The organism is Salinicola halophilus, from assembly GCF_003206155.1.
In the GTDB taxonomy this organism is placed as follows: domain Bacteria; phylum Pseudomonadota; class Gammaproteobacteria; order Pseudomonadales; family Halomonadaceae; genus Salinicola; species Salinicola halophilus.
The window spans coordinates 1,306,809-1,325,563 of record NZ_PZJV01000001.1; the positions used below are offsets into that span (position 1 = coordinate 1,306,809).

General features: G+C 63.2%; 14 protein-coding genes. 1 reads left to right on the forward strand and 13 read right to left on the reverse strand.

Translation table 11 applies throughout. The features are described 5' to 3' along the window. Nucleotides 1–16: 16 nt before the first annotated feature. The 6 genes from phnD to yghU all read right to left on the reverse strand — a co-directional run bounded on the left by phnD (nucleotide 17) and on the right by yghU (nucleotide 6,071). Nucleotides 17–970, reverse strand: a complete 954-nt coding sequence (phnD, locus tag DOM33_RS05945) for a phosphate/phosphite/phosphonate ABC transporter substrate-binding protein (RefSeq protein WP_110666694.1) — start codon at nucleotides 968–970, stop codon at nucleotides 17–19. Between the two features lie 126 nt (nucleotides 971–1,096). Further along, complete coding sequence (locus tag DOM33_RS05950; protein WP_110666695.1) at nucleotides 1,097–2,035, reverse strand: DUF429 domain-containing protein; 939 nt, start codon at nucleotides 2,033–2,035, stop codon at nucleotides 1,097–1,099. Between the two features lie 45 nt (nucleotides 2,036–2,080). After that, on the reverse strand, nucleotides 2,081–2,578 hold the full coding sequence (locus tag DOM33_RS05955; protein WP_239495273.1) for a nucleoside deaminase: 498 nt from the start codon (nucleotides 2,576–2,578) through the stop codon (nucleotides 2,081–2,083). 44 nt (nucleotides 2,579–2,622) lie between these two features. After that, nucleotides 2,623–3,768 (reverse strand): N-methyl-L-tryptophan oxidase, encoded by a 1,146-nt coding sequence (solA, locus tag DOM33_RS05960; protein WP_162617908.1) that lies wholly within the window; start codon nucleotides 3,766–3,768, stop codon nucleotides 2,623–2,625. 67 nt (nucleotides 3,769–3,835) lie between these two features. Next, nucleotides 3,836–5,095, reverse strand: coding sequence for a dicarboxylate/amino acid:cation symporter (locus tag DOM33_RS05965; protein WP_110666700.1), 1,260 nt, complete (start codon nucleotides 5,093–5,095; stop codon nucleotides 3,836–3,838). Nucleotides 5,096–5,219: 124 nt separating this feature from the next. Continuing rightward, nucleotides 5,220–6,071: a glutathione-dependent disulfide-bond oxidoreductase gene (yghU, locus tag DOM33_RS05970; protein WP_110666702.1), complete on the reverse strand. Its 852-nt coding sequence runs from the start codon at nucleotides 6,069–6,071 to the stop codon at nucleotides 5,220–5,222. Between the two features lie 400 nt (nucleotides 6,072–6,471). On the opposite strand from yghU, the gene DOM33_RS16150 reads away from it, so the two are divergent. Continuing rightward, nucleotides 6,472–7,371 (forward strand): hypothetical protein, encoded by a 900-nt coding sequence (locus tag DOM33_RS16150; protein WP_162617909.1) that lies wholly within the window; start codon nucleotides 6,472–6,474, stop codon nucleotides 7,369–7,371. 43 nt (nucleotides 7,372–7,414) lie between these two features. Here the strand turns inward: DOM33_RS16150 and DOM33_RS05980 are convergent, their stop codons facing one another. From DOM33_RS05980 to DOM33_RS06010, 7 genes are all read right to left on the reverse strand, one after another. Then, nucleotides 7,415–9,037 carry a hypothetical protein gene (locus tag DOM33_RS05980; protein ID WP_110666706.1) on the reverse strand — a complete coding sequence of 541 codons (1,623 nt, stop codon included), beginning with the start codon at nucleotides 9,035–9,037 and terminating at the stop codon, nucleotides 7,415–7,417. Between the two features lie 57 nt (nucleotides 9,038–9,094). Then, nucleotides 9,095–12,118 carry a glycosyltransferase gene (locus DOM33_RS05985; protein ID WP_162617910.1) on the reverse strand — a complete coding sequence of 1,008 codons (3,024 nt, stop codon included), beginning with the start codon at nucleotides 12,116–12,118 and terminating at the stop codon, nucleotides 9,095–9,097. Nucleotides 12,119–12,211: 93 nt separating this feature from the next. Next, nucleotides 12,212–13,531 carry an undecaprenyl-phosphate glucose phosphotransferase gene (locus tag DOM33_RS05990; protein ID WP_110666710.1) on the reverse strand — a complete coding sequence of 440 codons (1,320 nt, stop codon included), beginning with the start codon at nucleotides 13,529–13,531 and terminating at the stop codon, nucleotides 12,212–12,214. Nucleotides 13,532–13,685: 154 nt separating this feature from the next. Next, entirely contained in the window at nucleotides 13,686–14,201 is a 516-nt protein-coding gene (locus DOM33_RS05995) for a glycosyltransferase (protein ID WP_162617911.1), read from the reverse strand. Then, nucleotides 14,198–14,629, reverse strand: a complete 432-nt coding sequence (locus tag DOM33_RS06000) for a glycosyltransferase family protein (protein WP_110666720.1) — start codon at nucleotides 14,627–14,629, stop codon at nucleotides 14,198–14,200. Before DOM33_RS06000 ends, DOM33_RS05995 begins: the two co-directional genes overlap by 4 nt. Further along, complete coding sequence (locus tag DOM33_RS06005; protein ID WP_110666722.1) at nucleotides 14,626–16,395, reverse strand: hypothetical protein; 1,770 nt, start codon at nucleotides 16,393–16,395, stop codon at nucleotides 14,626–14,628. The genes DOM33_RS06000 and DOM33_RS06005 overlap by 4 nt, the downstream gene beginning before the upstream one ends. Then, a complete protein-coding gene (locus DOM33_RS06010; protein WP_204352615.1) occupies nucleotides 16,392–18,683 on the reverse strand; it encodes an alginate lyase family protein in 2,292 nt (763 codons plus the stop codon). The genes DOM33_RS06005 and DOM33_RS06010 overlap by 4 nt, the downstream gene beginning before the upstream one ends. Nucleotides 18,684–18,755: the final 72 nt, after the last annotated feature.

Here is an 18,755-nt window from a genome sequence, read left to right on the forward strand (position 1 = left end):
CGCACCGACGGTCCGATCAGTTACAGCTGTAGCTGACGCCGTTGGCCTGATCGATCTTGCGGATGACCTCCCAGTCGTCCTGGAAGTCGATCTCGATGAACTGGCTCTCGCCGGAATTGGCGAACTCCTCCTCGAGGCCGGTACCGCTCCAGTCGAAGTCGAAGAACGCCTGGCGAATCTTCTCCTGGAGTTCCGGCTTGAGGTTGTAAACGGTGCCATAGCCGGTGGTGGGAAAAGTCTGAGACTCGTAGATCGACTCGATCTGATCCTCGCTGATCACATCGCGGTCGAGCATGCGTGAGAGGACCGAGTTGGCGATGGCAGCCGCCGGGTAGTCGTGGTTGGCCACGCCGAGAATCGAGGTGTCGTGAGCGCCGGAGAAGACCGGCTCGAAATCGGTTCCCGCTTCCATGCCGAAGTCGGACTTGAGGATCGCCGACGGCGCCTTGAAGCCGGAGTTGGAGGTCTCGGAGGTGAACGCGAGTTCCTTGCCTTCGAGATCCTCGACCGACTCGATACCCGAATCCGGGTAGGTGATGATCTCCATCTCGTAGCCGAAGGAGCCGTCGTCGGCAGCCATCATGGCGAAGGGGCGAAAGCCCGCACAGGCGACGGCCAGCGGGTTGGAGCCGGTGTTGAAGCCGGCGACGTGCAGGCGTCCGGCACGCATCGCCTCGATCTGGGCGGCGTTGGACTGCACCGGGAAGAACTGCACCTCTTTACCGGTCACCTCGGCCATGTGGTCGAGAAATTCCGACCAGACGTCGGCGTAGACTGCCGGGTCCTCCACCGGGGTGTAGGAGAAGATCAGCGTGTCCGGGTCGAGCCATTCGGACTCGTCGATGGGAACATCGGCGACCAGATCGCCGTCGTCATCAGTGTAACGGTCGCTGAGCTGGAAATCGGCCGTGGCGGGTAGCGCGAAGGCCGCGCCGAGCAAACCTGCGAGAAGCGGAGTCGTCAGTTTCATGAGCTGTTCGTCGCCTTGTTTTTGCTGAACACATTCCCTGAAAGCGTTCTTCGAACGCCCTACCTCGAGACCAGGAAACGCTAACGCGACGACGGTGACAGTTTGACGACAGCCCCACTCGAGAGCTCACAGGCCCAGAGTCCAGCCCTCCCGCTCTCGCTGCGCCACGCCCAGGTTAGGGACCGCGAACGCCTCGACCTGATCGATCATGGCGAGCAGGCCGAGCATGGCGTCGAAGGCGTCCTCCCCTGCGGCGGTAGTGCCGAAACCTCGACCAATCTGCGCCCGCGCCGCCGGCGTGAAGTGCACGTCGATTCCGCGCTCTGCGTGACAGGTCAGTAGCCGCTGGGCGCGAGACTGGCGATCTGCCTGCCGGCGCTTGCTCTGAGCGTGGCGCAAGGCCACGCCCAGACGATCCGCGGCGAGAGTCGGCCAGGTCTCGCAGAGCACCGGCATGCCCGAGCGGGCAAGCGCGGCGAGTTCACCGTCGAAGGGCCACAGCCTGGCCCCGCGGCGCCGCGCCGGCAGGATCACGTCGCGCCAGCCGGCGAGCGTCGCCTTACCGACCTGATTCGCGCCGAGAGTCCAGAACAGCGGTGAGGGAAGCCGCCCCGGCACGCGACGCTCGCCCTCGCGCCGCAGGGCGTCGAAGTCGGCAACGCCGAGCGCGGCGACCAGTGCATCCCGGGTCACGCCCTTGCGCGACACTCGGGGATAGAAAGGACGGCGCAGCGAAATCTCCGCCGCCGTCTCCGCGACGTCGAAGAACTCGGGCCAGGCGCCCTGCCCCAGCCGGTCGAGCCACGTCGTGAAGTGTTCGACGCCCGCCCGATTCGCCCACGCCTCGGGGACGCCCAGACAGAAATCGAACCCGGCCAGCGTCGCCTCGCCGGGGTCGAACAGCGTCGCCAGCCAGGCCGCCGAATCGTCGAGCTGCCAGGCGGGAGAAACCACCCAGCGCCCGCCGTCGCGACGCGCCTGCACCGCCCAGCGCTTACCCGGTGACACACTCCAATCCGCGTGCAGCAGGCGCTGGAAAGGGAGCGGTTCGTGACGGTTCGTCATCGTCCGGCGTTCGCCGTCATCGCTGATTCGTCATCGCCAGCGTCGTCATCGGCCCAGGTGGCAGCGGCGGTGCAATGCGTACACCCGCGCATCGAATCCCTCGATCGGTCCCGTCACCTCGGCCCCCGGCATGACGTCACGAATCGAGAGCATCGCGACCGGCGCCGGATCGACGCCGAACTCGGCGAGCCACCGGGTGAGCTGCGCCGCCGAACTGGCATAGACGATGCGCCCGAGTCCGGCCCAGCCGTGGGCGGCGGCGCACATCGGGCAGTGTTCGCCGGAGGTGTAGACCGTCGCCGACGCTCTCGTTGCCGGGTCGAAGTTGTCGGCGGCCCAGCGGGCGAGCGCGAACTCCGGGTGGCGGGTCGCCTCGGCGGTGTTGATGCGGTTGCGCGCCTCGGCGAGCACACGGCCGTCGGCACCGACCAGCACGCTGCCGAAGGGCTCGTCGCCGGCCTCGAGCGCCGCCTCGGCCAGCGCGATCGCGCGCTCGAGATGGCGTTTCTCGTCGGCATCGATCATGGAGCATGGATCGCTCATCGCAGTTACCTCATGACAGGAGTGGCGGCACGAACATCGTGCCGCTAGCCAAAGCGCGCGAGACCGAAGGCGCCGAGCGCGGGCGAGGCCCGCCCCGATTCGAGCCACTGACCCAGCGACTCACCCATCGCGCTGGCGAACTTGAAGCCGTGACCCGAAAAGCCGCCGGCGACGATCAGACCCGGTCGCGGCTCGTCGATCAGGAAGTGCTCGTCCGACGTGCGGATGTACTGGCACACCGCGCCATGCTTCATTGCGCCGACGCCAGGCAGATAGCGGTCGATCACCCTTTGGAGTTCCGGGATGTCATCGGGATGCTCGCCGAAAGCGGCCATCGGCTCCCCTGGCTGCAGCGGCTGACCGGCATCGTGGCGGCCGATCTTGAAGCCGGCGCCGTCGATATCGGGGAAGCCGTAATAGACGCCCAGTTCGTCGTCGGTGAGGCTGAAACCAGCGAAATCGGCGCTGGTGTAGCGGGCATCCGCCTCGAACCAGGCAAACGTCTTGCGTACCCGCGTCAGCGGCAGCTCGATTCCCAGCCCGGCCATCAACGGCGCCACGTGCTGGCCGGCGGCGAGCAGCACCCGCTCGGCGCCGAAGCGGCGGCCGTCGGCGCAGCGCGCCACATAGCCGCCACCGGGTTGCGGCTCGAGCGTGACCACCGGCGCATCAGTAGTGAGCGTGACGTTAGCGCTCTGCGCCACCCGCTCGCGCCAGCACGCCAGAATCCGCTCGACCCGTAGCACCCCCGCCTCGCGCTCGAACGCCACACTCATCGTGTCGTCGAGCCGCCAGCCGGGCCAGCGCTGCGAGGCCGTCGTGCCGTCGAGCACTTCCAGCGACAGCCCGTGGGCGTCGGCGCTGGCCGAGACCTGGCGCACGAACGGCGCCGTGGCAGGGCCGATGTTGGTGATGCCGGTGGGCAGAAACAGCGGCTCGCCGGTCGCCGCTTCCAGCGCGCGCCAGCGCTCGAGCGACCGTACCGCCAGCGGCACGTACCCTGCCCCCTCACCGTAGGCCAGCCGGATCAGGCGCGTCTCGCCGTGGTGAGCACCCTGGTCGTGGGGCGGGCTGTAGGCGTCGAGCACGTTGACCGATACATCGGCGTGCTCCGCCAGCCAGTCCGCCGCGGCCAGTCCCATGCTGCCACCGCCGATGATCAGACAGTCGGTCTGCGTCTCCCGTTTCATCGTCTCTCCTCCCATCTCCACGCTCTCGTCTCCACGCTCAGATCTCCGCGCCTCGGTCGCTCTGCCCTCAGGCTCGGCCGGTGTCGGCCTTGCGCGGCTCGGGCGCCGCGTCCGGCTCTCGCTCGCTCTGCGCGATGATCGCCGTGCCGGTGAGGTCGCCGGTGACGTTGAGCGCGGTGCAGCCCATCCCCACCAGCGCATCGATGGCGGTGAGCATGGCGACCGTCTCGATGGGCAGACCCACCTGAGCGAAGACCGTGGCGATCATCACGATGCCGGCGCCGGGCACGCCTGCCGTGCCGATGGAGGTGAGCGTACCGATCAACACGATCTGCACCATGCTCGCCAGATCCAGCGGGATGCCGGCGACGTTGGCGGCGAAGACGGCGGAGATGGCGATGCGGATTGCCGCGCCGTCCATGTTGACGGTGGCGCCGAGCGGCAGACTGAAGGCGTAGAGCGGCCGCGAAAGCCCCAGACGCTGGGCGGCATTGAGGGTGAGCGGTAGCGTGCCGGTACTGCTCTGGGTGGCGAAGGCGGTCGCCATCGGCGTGCGTGCTTCGCGAAAGAAAGCGCCGAGACGTACGCCGAAGAGCTTCATCAGCACGCAGTAGACGACCAGGTGCACGGCCAGGGCGAGATAGAGCACGACCACCATGTTGCCGAGCGAGAGAATGGTATCGAGCCCCTGTTCGGCGACCGTGCCGGCGACGATCGCGAACACCCCGATCGGCACGTACTGCAGTACCCCCGCCATCACCTTCATGGTCACCGCGTTCAGCCCCTCGATCACGCCGAAGAGCTTCTCGGCCATCGCCGACTGTGCATCGCTCTGGCGCAGCTTCAACAGCGCGATGCCGAAGACGAAGGCGGTAAAGATGATGCCCAGCAGATTGGGCTGGGCGAAGGCGGCGACGATGTTTTCCGGCACGATCGACAGCACCACGCTGACGAGCCCCGGGTTGTCCGGCACATCGAAAGTCGCATTCGCTGGCGGCGCCAGGCCGCTGCCCGGCTCGAGCCAGCTCGCCACCACCAGGCCCACCACGATGGCGATCGCCGACGTCGCGACGTAGTAGAGGAACACCTTGCCGCCGATGCGCCCCATGCGGCCGAGCTCGGCCTGATTGATCCCCACGATCAGCGTGAACAGCACGATCGGCACGATCAGAAACTGCAGCAGTCGCAGCAGCAGATCGCCGAAGGGCGCAAGCCACGCCGCGACGCTGTCGCCGCCGATCAGCCCGACTGCCACGCCGAGAACCAGCGCGATGGTGACGCGAAGAATGAGAGAGGAGTCGAGATAGCCTCGAAGCAGTGATTGCATACCTGTGCCCTGTCGATCGACTGGAGAAGTCAGCGTCGTTCACGCCATCGGCGCATTATCACCGTTTTGGCCCCGAAAACGAAAAAGCCCGGCGCGAAGCCGGGCTCGACTCTGTCGGCAAGGTTCAGCCGATCTTGTCCTGCGTCTTGGTGTCGAAGTCGCTGGCGTCGTGGCGCTCGTGAAGCTGCGTCTGCGGCTCGCCGAAGGTGCGATTGACCATGCGCCCGCGCTGCACCGCCGGGCGGGCATCGATCTGCTTGGCCCAGCGCATCACGTGGGTGTAGCTCTCGACCTGCAGGAACTCGGCGGCGTCGTAGAGACGGCCCAGCACCAGCTGGCCGTACCAGGACCAGGTCGCGATGTCGGCGATGGTGTACTCGTCGCCGGCGAGGAACTCGGTCTCGGCCAGGCGTCGATCCAGCACGTCGAGCTGACGCTTGGTCTCCATGGTGAAGCGGTCGATGGCGTACTCGATGCTGACCGGCGCATAGGCGTAGAAGTGCCCGAAACCGCCGCCGAGATAGGGCGCGCTGCCCATCTGCCAGAACAGCCAGTTCATCGTCTCCACGCGCTTGGCGGGATCGCTCGGCAGGAAGGCACCGAACTTCTCGGCGAGATGGACGAGAATCGAGCCGGACTCGAACACGCGCAGCGGCTCACCGCCGGTGTGATCCACCATCGCCGGAATCTTGGAGTTCGGGTTGATCTCCACGAAGCCACTGCCGAACTGATCGCCGTCGCCGATGTTGATCAGCCAGGCGTCGTACTCGGCCTCCTTGCCCAGCGCCAGCAGCTCCTCGAACATCACCCCGACCTTGACCCCGTTAGGGGTGGCGAGCGAATAGACCTGGAACGGATGCTTGCCGACCGGCAGCGCCTTGTCGTGCGTCGGGCCGGCCACGGGGCGATTGGTCTTGGCGAACTTGCCGCCGCTCTCTTTGGGTTCCCAGACCTTGGGAGGCGTGTAATCGCTCATGCTCTCTCCTGAATCGAATGCGAGATCGTATACCGACCGTCGTCGGTGTGTGACCTGAAAGGTAGCGGGTTAATGAAAAATCATCGACCGCCGTTTGTCTCGCGTCGCCGACGGCAGATCAGCCGTCACGATATCGAATCCCCCTCGACGCGCTGCCCGTCGAGCCGGGACCTATCACATGGCGCCTTCGCCCGCGGATGAAGTCGTTGTCGATTCACCACGCGTGATTAATACCGGCTTAAGAAAAGGGACCGAGACAGTCGGTATGATTGTTACTATCTTCAGCCTCACCAACAATTCTTTACCTACGCTGAGATGATTTCCATCGGCGAGAGAACGATACTCTTCCTCCACTCGGCGGCACGCTTTCAGCATTCTTATCGTTTTTCCAGAGCAGCGAATGTCACAAACCCGCAGCAACCCACCCCCCTCATCCTCATCGTGGGATTCGCCCCCTTTTTTCTTCGGGATCCCGCTCCGGGCAAAGGCCACCGCGCTGGACTGGACTTGCGTCTGTCATAATTTCGCAAAAACACTGGATAGCCTTTCACGTCAAACCTGCCAGAGCTTTCGTGTCCTGGTCTCATGTCATGACATCCCCAATGTCGATACGCGTGGCCTCGACATTCGCTTCATCAAGGCGGGTTTTCCAGTCCCTATCGATGACAATGGCCGAACGCGAAGCGACAAGCACAAGAAGAAGCATCGGCTGGGTATCGAGCTTGCTAACGAAATGGAAAACGACGCCTATTTCATGCCGTTGGACGCCGACGATCTGGTTCATCCACGCCTAGTGGAGACGGTGCTCGGCGATGACAACCGGCGCGGTTATCTGCTCGAGAAGGGGTACATCTACAACGCCGCGACCGGACAATGTCGTGCCTGCGACCCGCAAACGCACCCCTTCTGGCGCTACTGTGGCTCCTGTGCCGTGATCCACTTCACACCCGATGACCTGCCACAGTACAAGGGCGACAGCAGTCGCTATTACAGTCGCTTTCTCAATCACAAGGATTATGCCGATGTCGCCCGCGACGCTGGACGTGCATTGATGCCTTTCGATGAACCGATGGCGGTTTATGTCATCGACCACGGGGAGAACGACTGGACGGTCTATCGCCAACAGAAAGACGGCAAGAGCAACTACGTGGCCAGAGCCCCCATTCGTGACAAGGCGCGATTGAACGCGCTGCGCGAAACGTTCCCCCAACTCGATCTCAACGAAGTCTTCCCTCCCGCCCCCCGAGGTGGGGTTCGTCGCCGCCTCAAGACGCTACTGGGCCTTACATACTCGCGCTAGCCCTAACTGCCAACGCGGTCGCTTGCCCATCATGCTTAGGTCGTTACAGTCGCGGTGACTTACCCAGAATGTTGGCAAACTCTCCCAGCGTGACGATCAGCGCAGCATAGCGGTGAGATGCTCGTGTGCCGCTAAGGCGTGCGTGTTTTTCGACTTCTTCGATCGCGGCGTCGAGCATCGGACCGCTGTCTTTGAGTCGTGTCGCATGCTGCACGACTTTCTCGTCCACCATCGCCAGAAATTCCGTTTCGGCATCGGGATGATCCTCGCCAGGCTCGGCCCGCGCTAGCGTTCCGTAGACGCGAAAGTCGGGCAGATCGACGGCCGCTAGATCACGGGGTGACAGCGGCGAACGCTGTTCTCGCACTGCCTGTGAAAATCCTTTCTGCGGCGAATCGAAAGGAAAATTGATCAGCGACGGGTCGGTCAGCGACAGTACGTCGAAAATCAGCTTCTCGCCCTCCTGCTCCTGCGGCGTCAATCGATGATAGAGGTCAAAGAGCCGCCTCGAGAGATGCGGAGTGAACAGCGGCTGATCGAGCTGACGATACCAGTTAAGGCCGTAGTGAAACCGGGCGCGCGTGTTGATGTAGTGATGATCCAGGGCGATCGGATCTTGCACGTCGACATCGATACTGTCGAAGAAGCCGTAGAATTCTCGCTCTACCAACGCCGCCTTGTCTTTCGACGGGAAGTGTCGCGCCAAATTCTTCGCCCGCTTCTCCAGCGGCTGGATATGATAGATACCGGCGCGGAAGTTACCGCCATGGACATTGAAGGTGTGCGAGATATTGCGATCGCGCATTGGCATGCGCAGCGGCAGGTAGGCTCCCAGTACGCCGGACATCCAGGTCATCACATTGTCCTGCCCAGAGTTACGTCCCTGACGCGAGGCGAACCCATCGATGGGAAAGTCGAAGTGTTGCTGTATCTGACGAACGACTTCGTAATCCTCCGAGCGATTCTGGTTGCTGTGCACGCGGACTCGCTCAGGTTGTAAGAACGGCCGCATTAGCGCGAAGTTCATACGACTATCGATACCGCCGGATAGACCCAGATTGAATCGATAGCCTTGCTCCGTCAGCGCCTTGACCCGTCCCTGGATGTCGCGCACGTAGTTGACGAGCCCTTCGGCGTAGCCCTCGCCTGACGCGCCGCGCGACGGCGAGCGCACCACTCGAGGCAAGCCGCCCGGTTCGATTTCCAGATACCGACCGGCGGGAATGAAGCGCACGCCGTCGATCAGCATGTTCGACGACAGCGGCTGGCCGCCCCAGAGCGATTGATTCCCCGCGAAGAAACCAAGTGTAGCGGCCTCGTGAAAGCTCGGGGAGAATCCGTCGTATCGCAACTGGCGCGCCAGCGCGAGCATTGAATTGGAGATCACCCAGTAAGGCGCGCTCCGCGACGTATCGGAAAAGTAGTAGACGGTGTCCTGGGCGAGATCATCCGTTTTGACGGTCACTTTGCCGCGCACGTTTCTCACCAGGATGAATCGCCCCTCGGAAAACTCGCGTACGTCGGCCTCGGGATGGTGGTGCAGATATTCGGCGAGCCCGTCGTTGCCGAGAATCACGCTCTCGCGATAGAAGACGCTACCCAGCAGACGGTTCGGCGTCTGCGACTGGCTAGCGGACGTCAGTACGAACAGTCCCTCGGGATACATGGTGACTCCTTTTCACTCGCCTCGATAACGGGCGAACGGCAACGGTGCCGGGGCGCGCTAGCGCACCGGTGACTGATGAGTGTCGGCATCGGTCGATACCGGCGGCAGTGCAGATCGAACCGCCTCGATCCGCTTGGCATGAGCCTTGTAGCCAAAGTGCTCTCGCACGTAGGCGTGTGCGGTATCCACCTGACGCGAGTAGGCCTCGGGGTCGGCCATCAGCGCCTTCACGCGCCCCTGGAGCTCCTGCGGCTCGGCGTAGATCGCGGCCTCGCCGAACAGCGGCTCGAACTGCCAAGGCAGAAAGACCGGCACCCCGACGGCCATCGCCTCGAAGATCACCCGCCCGAACGCTTCCACCCAGTCGGGATGCGTGTAGTAGACGAAGACATCATGGCGGGCGAGGAAGTCCCGTGGGTGCTCTGCGCCGAACGCCAGCACTTGCCAGTTCTCGGGAAGCTGACCGCCCATCATCTGCGCAACCGTCTCGGCACCGCCGAGAACGTGGACTTCGAAGGCTTCATCGGTGGGGTAAACCTGCGTTAGTGAGTCGAGCGTTGCCGGCCACTTGAGCACGTGATCCCGCGATAGTCGGCAAAGCCGAATCTTCGCGTGCGGCGCCGGCCGTGTCTCACGGCACCACTCATCGACATCGATGATGTTGGGCCAGTCGTGATCGCTGAGTTCGATGCCCTCGAGATCGCCACGGTGATGAGTCAGTAACGTCTCGCGTACCAGTGGCCCGATCGGATGCCAGACGCCACTGGTGCCGAAGTAGTGCAGCGCATTCTCGCGACAGCGGGGAATGTTGTAGAGCATGGCGTTTTCGTCGCCGTAGTCGCGATTGGGCGGCTGGTTGACGATGACACGCACGGCCCGCGGGCGAATCTCCGGCAGCCACGCCTGACGGTCCTGGAGTACCCAGGGCTGGCGAATCACCAGCACCTCGCAGCTCACGCTTTCACCGAAAACGATGAGCTCTGCCTGCCCCGCTTCGACGAGCTCGCGAATCTTGGGCTCCATACGCCGGTCGATGCGCAGTCCGTAACACGAGATCTGGACGATCGCCGTCTTGAGACCGAGCGCATGATTGGCCTTGATCTCCTCGGCGTTCGACGAGGTGGTGCCGCCGGAAAGACGGAAATCGGAGGCGAGAATGACGTCGAAGTGACGCGCCTCTGGCTTTTTCGGTCGCATCGACCCCGGAATGAAGAAGTGGCGCTGCGCCTTGTCGGGGTCGTCGTAGAGATCCACCGGGCGGTCGTACCACGCTCGATGAAACTCTTCATAGGCGGCCCTGGCGCCATACTTGTAGCCGTTGTAGCCCGAGCCCTTGGCGCTGGTGAGCGAGTCCGCCGATTGACGCTGAAACGACAGCGGCCCGGTATCCAGATGCACCAGCGCTTCCGGATCGAACGCTTTCTTGATGCGTGCCAGATATTCGGAGTCCCCAGCGAAGCGCACAGCATCCCAGTAGCCGATGGCCTCGAGCGCCTGAGCGCGCCGGAACATCAACGAGGAGAGGTTGAACTGAATGTAATAGCCCTTGTTGCCCCGCCGGTGAAAGCGCAGATCCTCGAACGCTCTCGCCTGCTGCGAGGTATTGGCGAAGACCTCGGGTGACTCGACGAGATGACGCGCCTGATGCTCGATCTTGCGCGGATGCGACCAGTCGTCGGCATCGTGGCAAGTGACGAAATCGCCGGTGGCGATATTGAGCGCGTTGTTGCGTGCGACGTAGGGCCCCGAGTTCTCGTCGTTGCGAATGACCACGAGCCGCTCGAATCGGCTCTCGTACTCTTTCACTCGCGCGACGGTCGCATCGGTACTGCAGTCGTCGGCGACGATGACTTCGAGGTTGGGCCAGGTCTGATTGAGTAGCGACTCCATCGCCTGATCGACCGTCGATTCGGCATTGTAGACCGGCACGATCACGGTCACCCGCGGCAGCTCACCGAGCGGGTCGGGGAGCGTCTCGCAGCCCTCGACCAGAATGCGGTCGTAGAGCGCGCGACCGTTGTCCGGTGCGAAGTGGATGCGCTCGATGCCGAATGCCTCGAGACACCGATTGATCGTCGTGAGCTTGCCGTCGTTCTCGTAGAGGTTGGCCAGCCCCAGCAGCACGTCGCCATTGAGTCGAGTGGAACGAAGCCCCTCGAGCAACGCGATTCCCTTGTCGCGCTCTCCCACCGTCTCCAGACACTCCGCCTCGACGATGGCGATCGCCGATTCGTTGAACAGTTCAAAGTCATGCTGGCGATAACGGCGGATGTGTTCGAGCGCTTGGCGCTTGCTTTCGGCGTCGGGGTGCGAGGCGTACCAGAGTGCGAGCTCCCATTCGGCCCATGGCGCCATGAAAGCGTTGACCCGGTCTTCGGTCAGCAGCTTGAGTTCGGCGACACCGCGCTCGACGAAGCCTAGCGTATACAGATGCACGCGCGCGTGGGTGACGCGCTTGCGGGCGTGCTTCTTTTTCTCCTTGAGATCGTGACTGCGCTCCGCCCGCACCGACGTCTCTCCGGTCGGCTCGGTGTTCTCGTCGAGACGATGCAGCGCCTGGCGCTGGTTCTGCAGGCGCCGCTTGCCACCCAGCATGACCGCGGCGCCCCGAAGCGGCGCCGTCAGTCGCCAGGAGCGACTGGCCAGAATGGTGCGCTGTTTGCGGCGCAGCTCCTCGACCTCTTTCTGACTCCGTGCCAGGCGTCGCTGAAGCCCTTCGACCTCACGCTTCGTGGCATTCGGCTCCCCCCCCTTCGACGTCTTGCCATTGCTTGACGTTCCGGCCGGTGCAGCGGCATCACCAGTCGGCGACGCCTTGCCGGGCTCGGTAGCTCTCGGCGTGCGGTCGAGCTCTCGCTTCAGCTGTTCGATCAACTTCTGTTGCCTCAACAGGCGCTGATAAAGCCCTTCTCGATCCGAATTCTTCACGGCGGCCGAGCTCTTCGAGGCGGCACTGCTCGCCGGCGTAGTAGACGTATCGTGCTTGGCTGATTTGTCCTCGATGATCGACTCGCGCGTCTGGCGACTGCGAGCAATCAGCGCTTCGAGCGCCGCGACGTTGTCATCCTTTTCGTTACTCATCTTCCATCCCATCTTGATTCTTCATTCGCCTCGCAGCCGGTCACGGCTCGGGCGCTCGGGCCGCATTCGTTTGGCATCGTTCGCCTGGCGGCCTTAGTAAACGTTCTTGCCGAAGAAGCCTTTGACCGCGGTCAAGAAGATGATCTTGAGATCGAGCTTCAGTGACCAGTTCTCGAGATACCAGAGATCGTACTGCACGCGCTTCTGCATCTTCTCGATGGTGTCGGTCTCGCCGCGATAGCCGCTGACCTGCGCCCAGCCGGTGATCCCCGGCTTGACCTTGTGACGCTGCATATAGGACTCGACGAGCTCTTTGTAGTACTCGTTGTGGGAGAGCGCGTGGGGGCGAGGCCCCACGATCGACATGCGCCCCTGCAGCACGTTGTAGAACTGCGGCAGCTCGTCGAGCGACGTGCGACGCAAGAACGCTCCGATTCGCGTGAAGCGGGGATCGTGTCGCCGCGCCTGCATGAGGCTGCCTTCGCTGGCCCCGAGCTTCATCGAGCGAAACTTGTAGACCTTGAAACGCTTGCCGTTGATGCCGGTGCGATACTGCTTGAACAGGATCGGCCCACGGGACGAGCACTTGATCGCGATCGCGATCATCAGGCAGAACGGCGAGATACAGATCGCGATCAACGTGCCAATCACGAGATCCTCGAGTCGCTTGGTGAAACGCGCCTGTCCCGTCATGGGGCTGACACTGAGGTCGATGGCATAGAGCCCGACGACTTCGCTCACCTTGTGGTTGAGGATGGGCAGATCCGAAAATTCGGGAAAGAAGCGGATCTCCACTGTCTGGTGTCGCAGCGCGTGCATGATCGCCTTGATCGCGTTGCCCATGTTCAGCGGCATGCAGATCCAGACCTCCTGCGAGCCGGAGGCGGCGACACGACGAGCGATCGACTCGAGCTCCTGCGGGCTCGGCGTTCTCGCCAGCCGCTGCACGCCACTCACCGAAAAGCCCGCGCTCTGCTCGCGGCGCATGTGTCGGGTCACGTTCAGTAGTGTCTTGCCCGGGCCGATCATGAAGACGCGACAGCGATTGCGTCCCTTGATCCGAAACCGCCCCATCGCCGTACGCAGCGCGACTCGTCCCAGTGCGCTGATGACGAACGATAGTACGAAGGTAAGTGCCAGCCAGAGACGAGAGTAGCGCTCGGCCGCGTGAATGAAGTAGATGATCGAGGCCGAGGCGACGGCAGTCATCGTCCAGATGATCACCTGATCGGCCAGAATCCGTCCCAGCCGTTTCACCCGCCAGTTGCCATAGGCGTCGATGAGCACGCCGACCAGGATCAGGATGATGGCGATGACCTGAATCGCCCACTGATAGCGCTCGTGCAGACTGAAGGTGTCGAAGCGAAAGCTGTAGATCAGAACGCCGGACACCACCAGTGCGGCGATGTCCATTAACGAAATGCAAAGCAGTAAAAAGTTTCTCTGGCTCACCGCGGCGGATACTCCCTGTCTCGTGCCACTCTGCCCACCTTTCCTTGTAAACGGCCCACTCTTCGGCACTGGCTTTGGAACCGTAAAGCCGGTCAAACGCCAAGTGCCGTTCGCTTCAACGTTCCCAGTCGTTCAGTACACCCTGCAGTCGTCGACCGAACGATTGCCGTCGTCGCTCCATGAGTTCCCGGGTGTCGCTGTTATCGCCCCTTGGCGGCGCGTCGCCAAGTCGCGAGACCAACGCCTCGGCGTCGGTATAGAACGCTAGACCGTAGCGCTTGTGCAGCGCCTGTGCGGTAGCCAGCTGATGGTCGCTGCGATGCTCGCCGTGGCGCTGCAGTCGAGGGAAGATCAGCATCGGCCGGGCGCGCTCAAGCAGATGGAGGATGCTGCCCATACCGGCATGGGTGATGGTCCATCGCGCCTCGTCCAGCAGCGCGCGATGGCTCGACGCCGTCATGAACGCCTCTACCGTCAAATTGCTGGGGGCAGCACGCTGCGCGAACCAGGCTTCTCCCCCCGGCCCGGCCTGATAGATTACCGACTCTTCCGGCAGCGCGTTGGCACACGCCATCGCCAGTGCCGCCAGCCGGTCGAAGGGCAGCTGTCCGCCAGCCGTCAGGAAGATCAAAGCACGCTCCCTAGATAGGTCACGCGGCGCCCGTCCGCCAGCTCCGGCCACTGCGTGAGCGTCAGGTGGCATAGGCGCGAGGCGACGCGTCCGGACAGCGACAGCCGCTCGACGTTGGCGACGCTGTCGATCCAGATCGTGCGCGCGCCCCCAAGCCGAGCGAGCAGCAGACAGAGCAAACCCGGCGCGGCACCAGTGCTGATAGCCGCCTCGCAGCGAAATCGCCGCAACAGTCCGACGATCGCGAACGCGCACGGCAATGCCCGCCACAGGGTCGTCTTATTGAAATCCGGAATCGTCTCGTGGGACTGTGCCATGGCGTCAGGCCGGGTCGTCACCCACTGTCGTTCGTCGAGCGAAAGGTGGTCCGCCAGTCGCTCGAGTTGCACGAGATGCCCTCCGAAGCTCGCTACCAGCAAGGTCTTCATGGGGCCTCCGACGGTGCAATCTCGTCGTGGCGCGCCGCGTCCGGTAGTGCATCGCGCAGGATCTCACGCATTCGAATCAGCGCTCTCCGATACTGCTGGCGCAAGATGAGTCGCTCGAGGTCATGAAGCCAGGCCGCCAGCAGAAAGTCCGCATCCGTCACTCGCGCCGGTATTTTGCGCCGGCGACGCAGCGACTCGATGAGACCGCTCGCCTTGGCCTGTGCGATATAGCGCGGTGGCGCACCGACACCTATGGGCTCGAGTGACCAGCGCCCCCAGCAGAGAACGCAGGGAGCGCCGCGATCATCGAGCACGACGCTGCGGTCGTTGAGGTCCGGATTGTAGACGTGAAGCGGCATGAAGCGCAGGCGTGCCTGCATGTCCGACAGCCGCGCCAGGAACGTCTCGACGAGCGTCGCTTCAGTCTTGCATTCCGCGGCCAGTCGTACCCGCTCGATCAGCGCTGCATCGAGTCTGACCCAGAGCGGCGGCTGGGAGCGAAGATAGCTGTCGACGACCGCTTCCGGTGGGACGTAGCTCCAGAGATCGAACAGTACCCGGCGATACGTCTCTCCCCACTGCTCGCGAGGCACCTTGTTCGCCCCGTTACAGCGAAGCTGCAGCCAGACGAACTCCTCATACTGTCCCTGATCGAGCAGTTTCGGCGCATCGAGTGCCGCCAAATCCACACGGTCGAGCAAGTATGCTTCATGAGCGGCCTGCGCGTGCTCCTTGCGAAAATGCACCTTCTCGAGGATGCGACAGGGGCCGTCCACGGTATCGCTCAAAGCGAACCAGGCAACGTTACCCTGCCCCCCATCCCACCAGAGTGAGGCGCCGGGCAGGTTGCGCTCGCCTCGCGACGCAAGCCACTCGCGACTCCGGGCGAGTCTCGTTGCCGGCGCGAACAGGGTCCAGAAACGCACCCCGCCCTTGGGCGCGTCGCTCTCGAGCTGTTTCTCATGAAAGAAGAAGGCATCGACCCGCCGACGATGTTCGGCCAGTCGAATCTGGCCGTTGACGAAATTGGTCAGTGCTTGAAAGATGCGCCGGCTTAGAATCAGGCTGACGATGGCGATCAGCAGATTCAGCTGCGGGAGCCGGTAGAACTCGAACACCAGAAACAGAAAGCCGAGCAGAAAACCCGAGGAGCCGAGGACCCGCAGCAACCCTTTGCTATTGGCAGCGAGCCAGCGCTCGGTGCGATGGCGACGATCCGTATTGCCGATCGACGCCACACCCAACGTCGTCAGACTCATGCCGATCACCACCAGTGCGAGAAACCCGAACAGTGTCGGAAAGAGCCAGAGCCCAACGCCGAACCCAACGATGACCGTCGCACCTTCCGCCATCACTTCGCAGAGCCGTCGATACTGCTCGCGCACGCCGGCGTCCTGATCGTTGATCAGCGTGATCTTGCGCGCGTTGTCGAGCACTACCAGAGCGCCCCGGCGGCTCTGACGATCCGCCAGCCAGTCCATCAGCTGCGATAGCGCAAAGAGCGCCACGGCGCCGGCGCAGAGCAGCACAATCCACAGCGAGCGGGTTTCCATCGTCACGAAACCCTGGAAATAGCGTGGAATACCGTTGCCGCCCAGCAGCAGGATAACTTTCAGCGGCAGTAGAAACGCGACCACCTGTGCCAGCTGAGAGACTAGCAGCATTCCCGCCGTCATTGGCGCGGCGAACGGCGTATGGCGTAGGAGTTGGCGCCAAACACTGACGAACCAGCTCAGATGGCGCCCGCTGGCGCGAAAGAGGTTCATAAACTCGTCTCGTCCTGCTTCGACCCGGCGGCACTTTGCCCTTCTTGGCCCAGAAACCACCACGGGCGAATACCATCGTGAGGATGAAATAGACGAATGGCACCGGGATAGTGACCGCCCTTGGCCCCTCGATAGGCGTAATCATGAGCGGCACGTAGCGGCTGAAAACGCTGAGCGTCGAAAGCATCGATCTGACGCCAGGGCCAAGTTTCGCCCTCGAACGCCAGTAGCCACTCGAACGCCCGCTCGAGTCCACGACCTTCGGCATCGCGAAAATGCCAAATATCCTGCCCGTGACGTTCGGCCAGCAGCGCGAGATAGACCCATCCCTGCAGATTGAAGCAGCAGTAATGGGCGGTGGTCGTGCGCTTGAGTTCCTCCGGCTGCGCACCGCTGGGATCGAACTGCTCGAGGATTCGCTCGCGGCTATCGCGCAGCGTCGTGGAGACGAGCGCATGATTCTCCAGAAACGACGCGATCGCCGCCACCTGAAGATCGTAGTAGGTGCCGTGATTGTTCACCGAGCACCGCTCCGCCTTCCCTTGAGGACTCTCCCTGAGCCACGCCAAATAAGTTACGAGCCAGGATCGCAGTGCCGCCCTCTCCTCAGCGTCGAACATCTCGGCACGTTCGAGCAGGCGCACGGCATCGAGCAGAAAATAGAGATCCTTCATCTCGATGATGCCTGACTTGCTGCCACGATTGCCGTTATGTCCCTGGCGAACCTGGGCATAGTTCAGATGCGGGTTCATCCGCGTCTCGGGAGTAATGAACCAGACGCGCACCAGCGTGGCCGCGTGCTCGGCATAGTGCAGATCACCGCCGCGCGCCCATGCCAGGGCGCACGTCGTGACATCGTCGAACAGCCGCTGGAGCCGAGTTCGGTCGTACTGATCGCTCTCGGCGGCGTAAAGCACCGTACCCGGTACCCGAACCCCATCTCGCGGCAGGAAGGGCAGCCATCGGGGCAGAATCGGGCTCGGCCAGTAGTAGGGGGCCGGATGCCAGTAATCGTGCGGATCGCCGCTCGGGGCGAGCGTCGTTTTGTCGACTACCGAGTATGGCCCACGCTCCAAAGCAGCGTTTGCCTGCTCGAAAAGCAGCGTGTCGGTGCCGAGCCGAGCCCTGGCACCGAGCGCCTCCTCGGCATAGAAAAGTGGCGCTCGCCCAGTCTGGTGCGAAGCGATCCACTGCGCATCGAGACGATCCAGCAGCCCCGTGACGGCCTCGACGCGCGCCACACCACGATCGACCAGCCCCCGGCTTGCCCCGACCTCGAGATGCGACTGGCCTGACTCGAGTCGTGCGATCCAGCCCGCAGTCCCGAACTGGCCAGCTTCGGCGGCATACGGCGGGCACTCGAGATCCCAGGGCTCGATCTTCCAGCGATCCCACCGCCCCGGCACACCGAGACGCCAGAGCAGTTCGACCTTGGGCCGGCGGCCGTACGGATGGCGCTCGTCGAAACGCTCGCCCGCATCGTGACGAAACGCGATCTGCGGCTCTTCCGCCGCCGCGGGCGCAAAGCCGTCGTCGAGTAGCTGCTGGTTGTCGGTGATTCGCGCCATGGGCACGACGTGATAGCGCCGATCGGCGTGAGCGGTGATGTCGCGGCGGATGTCGGCCCAAGCCGAGGCCGTGACGAAGCAGTTACCGTCCCATGGCAGCACCCAGTCGGCGATCTCGCGCCCCTCGTCGAGAGCGACATTGCGCGCGCCGTTGTTGTTCATGACGTAGAGATTGCGAAAGCGATACAGGCGCATCATCACGCGGCCGCGTTCCGCCTCGCTCAGCGCCTGAAAATCCTCCGAGCGCGTGAACCCCGCCGACGGCAAGCCTTCGAAATCCCACGGCGTTGCGGCATAGGTCGACAGCACGAACGGGATATCGATATAGGTCTGCCCGTAAGACTCCAGCAGCTCGATGATCGCCGCATGCTCTTGCGAATTGACGATACGGTTGACGATGAAGCGCTTTTCGCACCCGTCCAGCGACGGCTCGTTCTCCAGAATGAAACGCAGATTCGCCCGCGACTGGCCGCGGGCATGGCGTGGCTCAAGATCGTTGCCGATGATGCGATAGAGCACAAAACGCGGCGCTCCCGCCCCATCGTGCTGCACGCCATCCTCGCCGAGTCGCTCGGTCACAGGAGCCTCGACCTGAGCCGGGCGTGGCGGCGCGCCACGGTCGGCCGGTGTCGGCCGATTGCGTTTCTCGTAGAGCCGCCACGCCATCCGGTAGCGCTTTTTGAGCCGCTCGCTCAGCATCCTTGCCAGTTTTTTATGCATCCTACCCGCCGTAAGTACTTGAGCAGTCGCTCAAGAAGAACCCGTAGCGCAGGCATAAGCCATGTGCCGCAC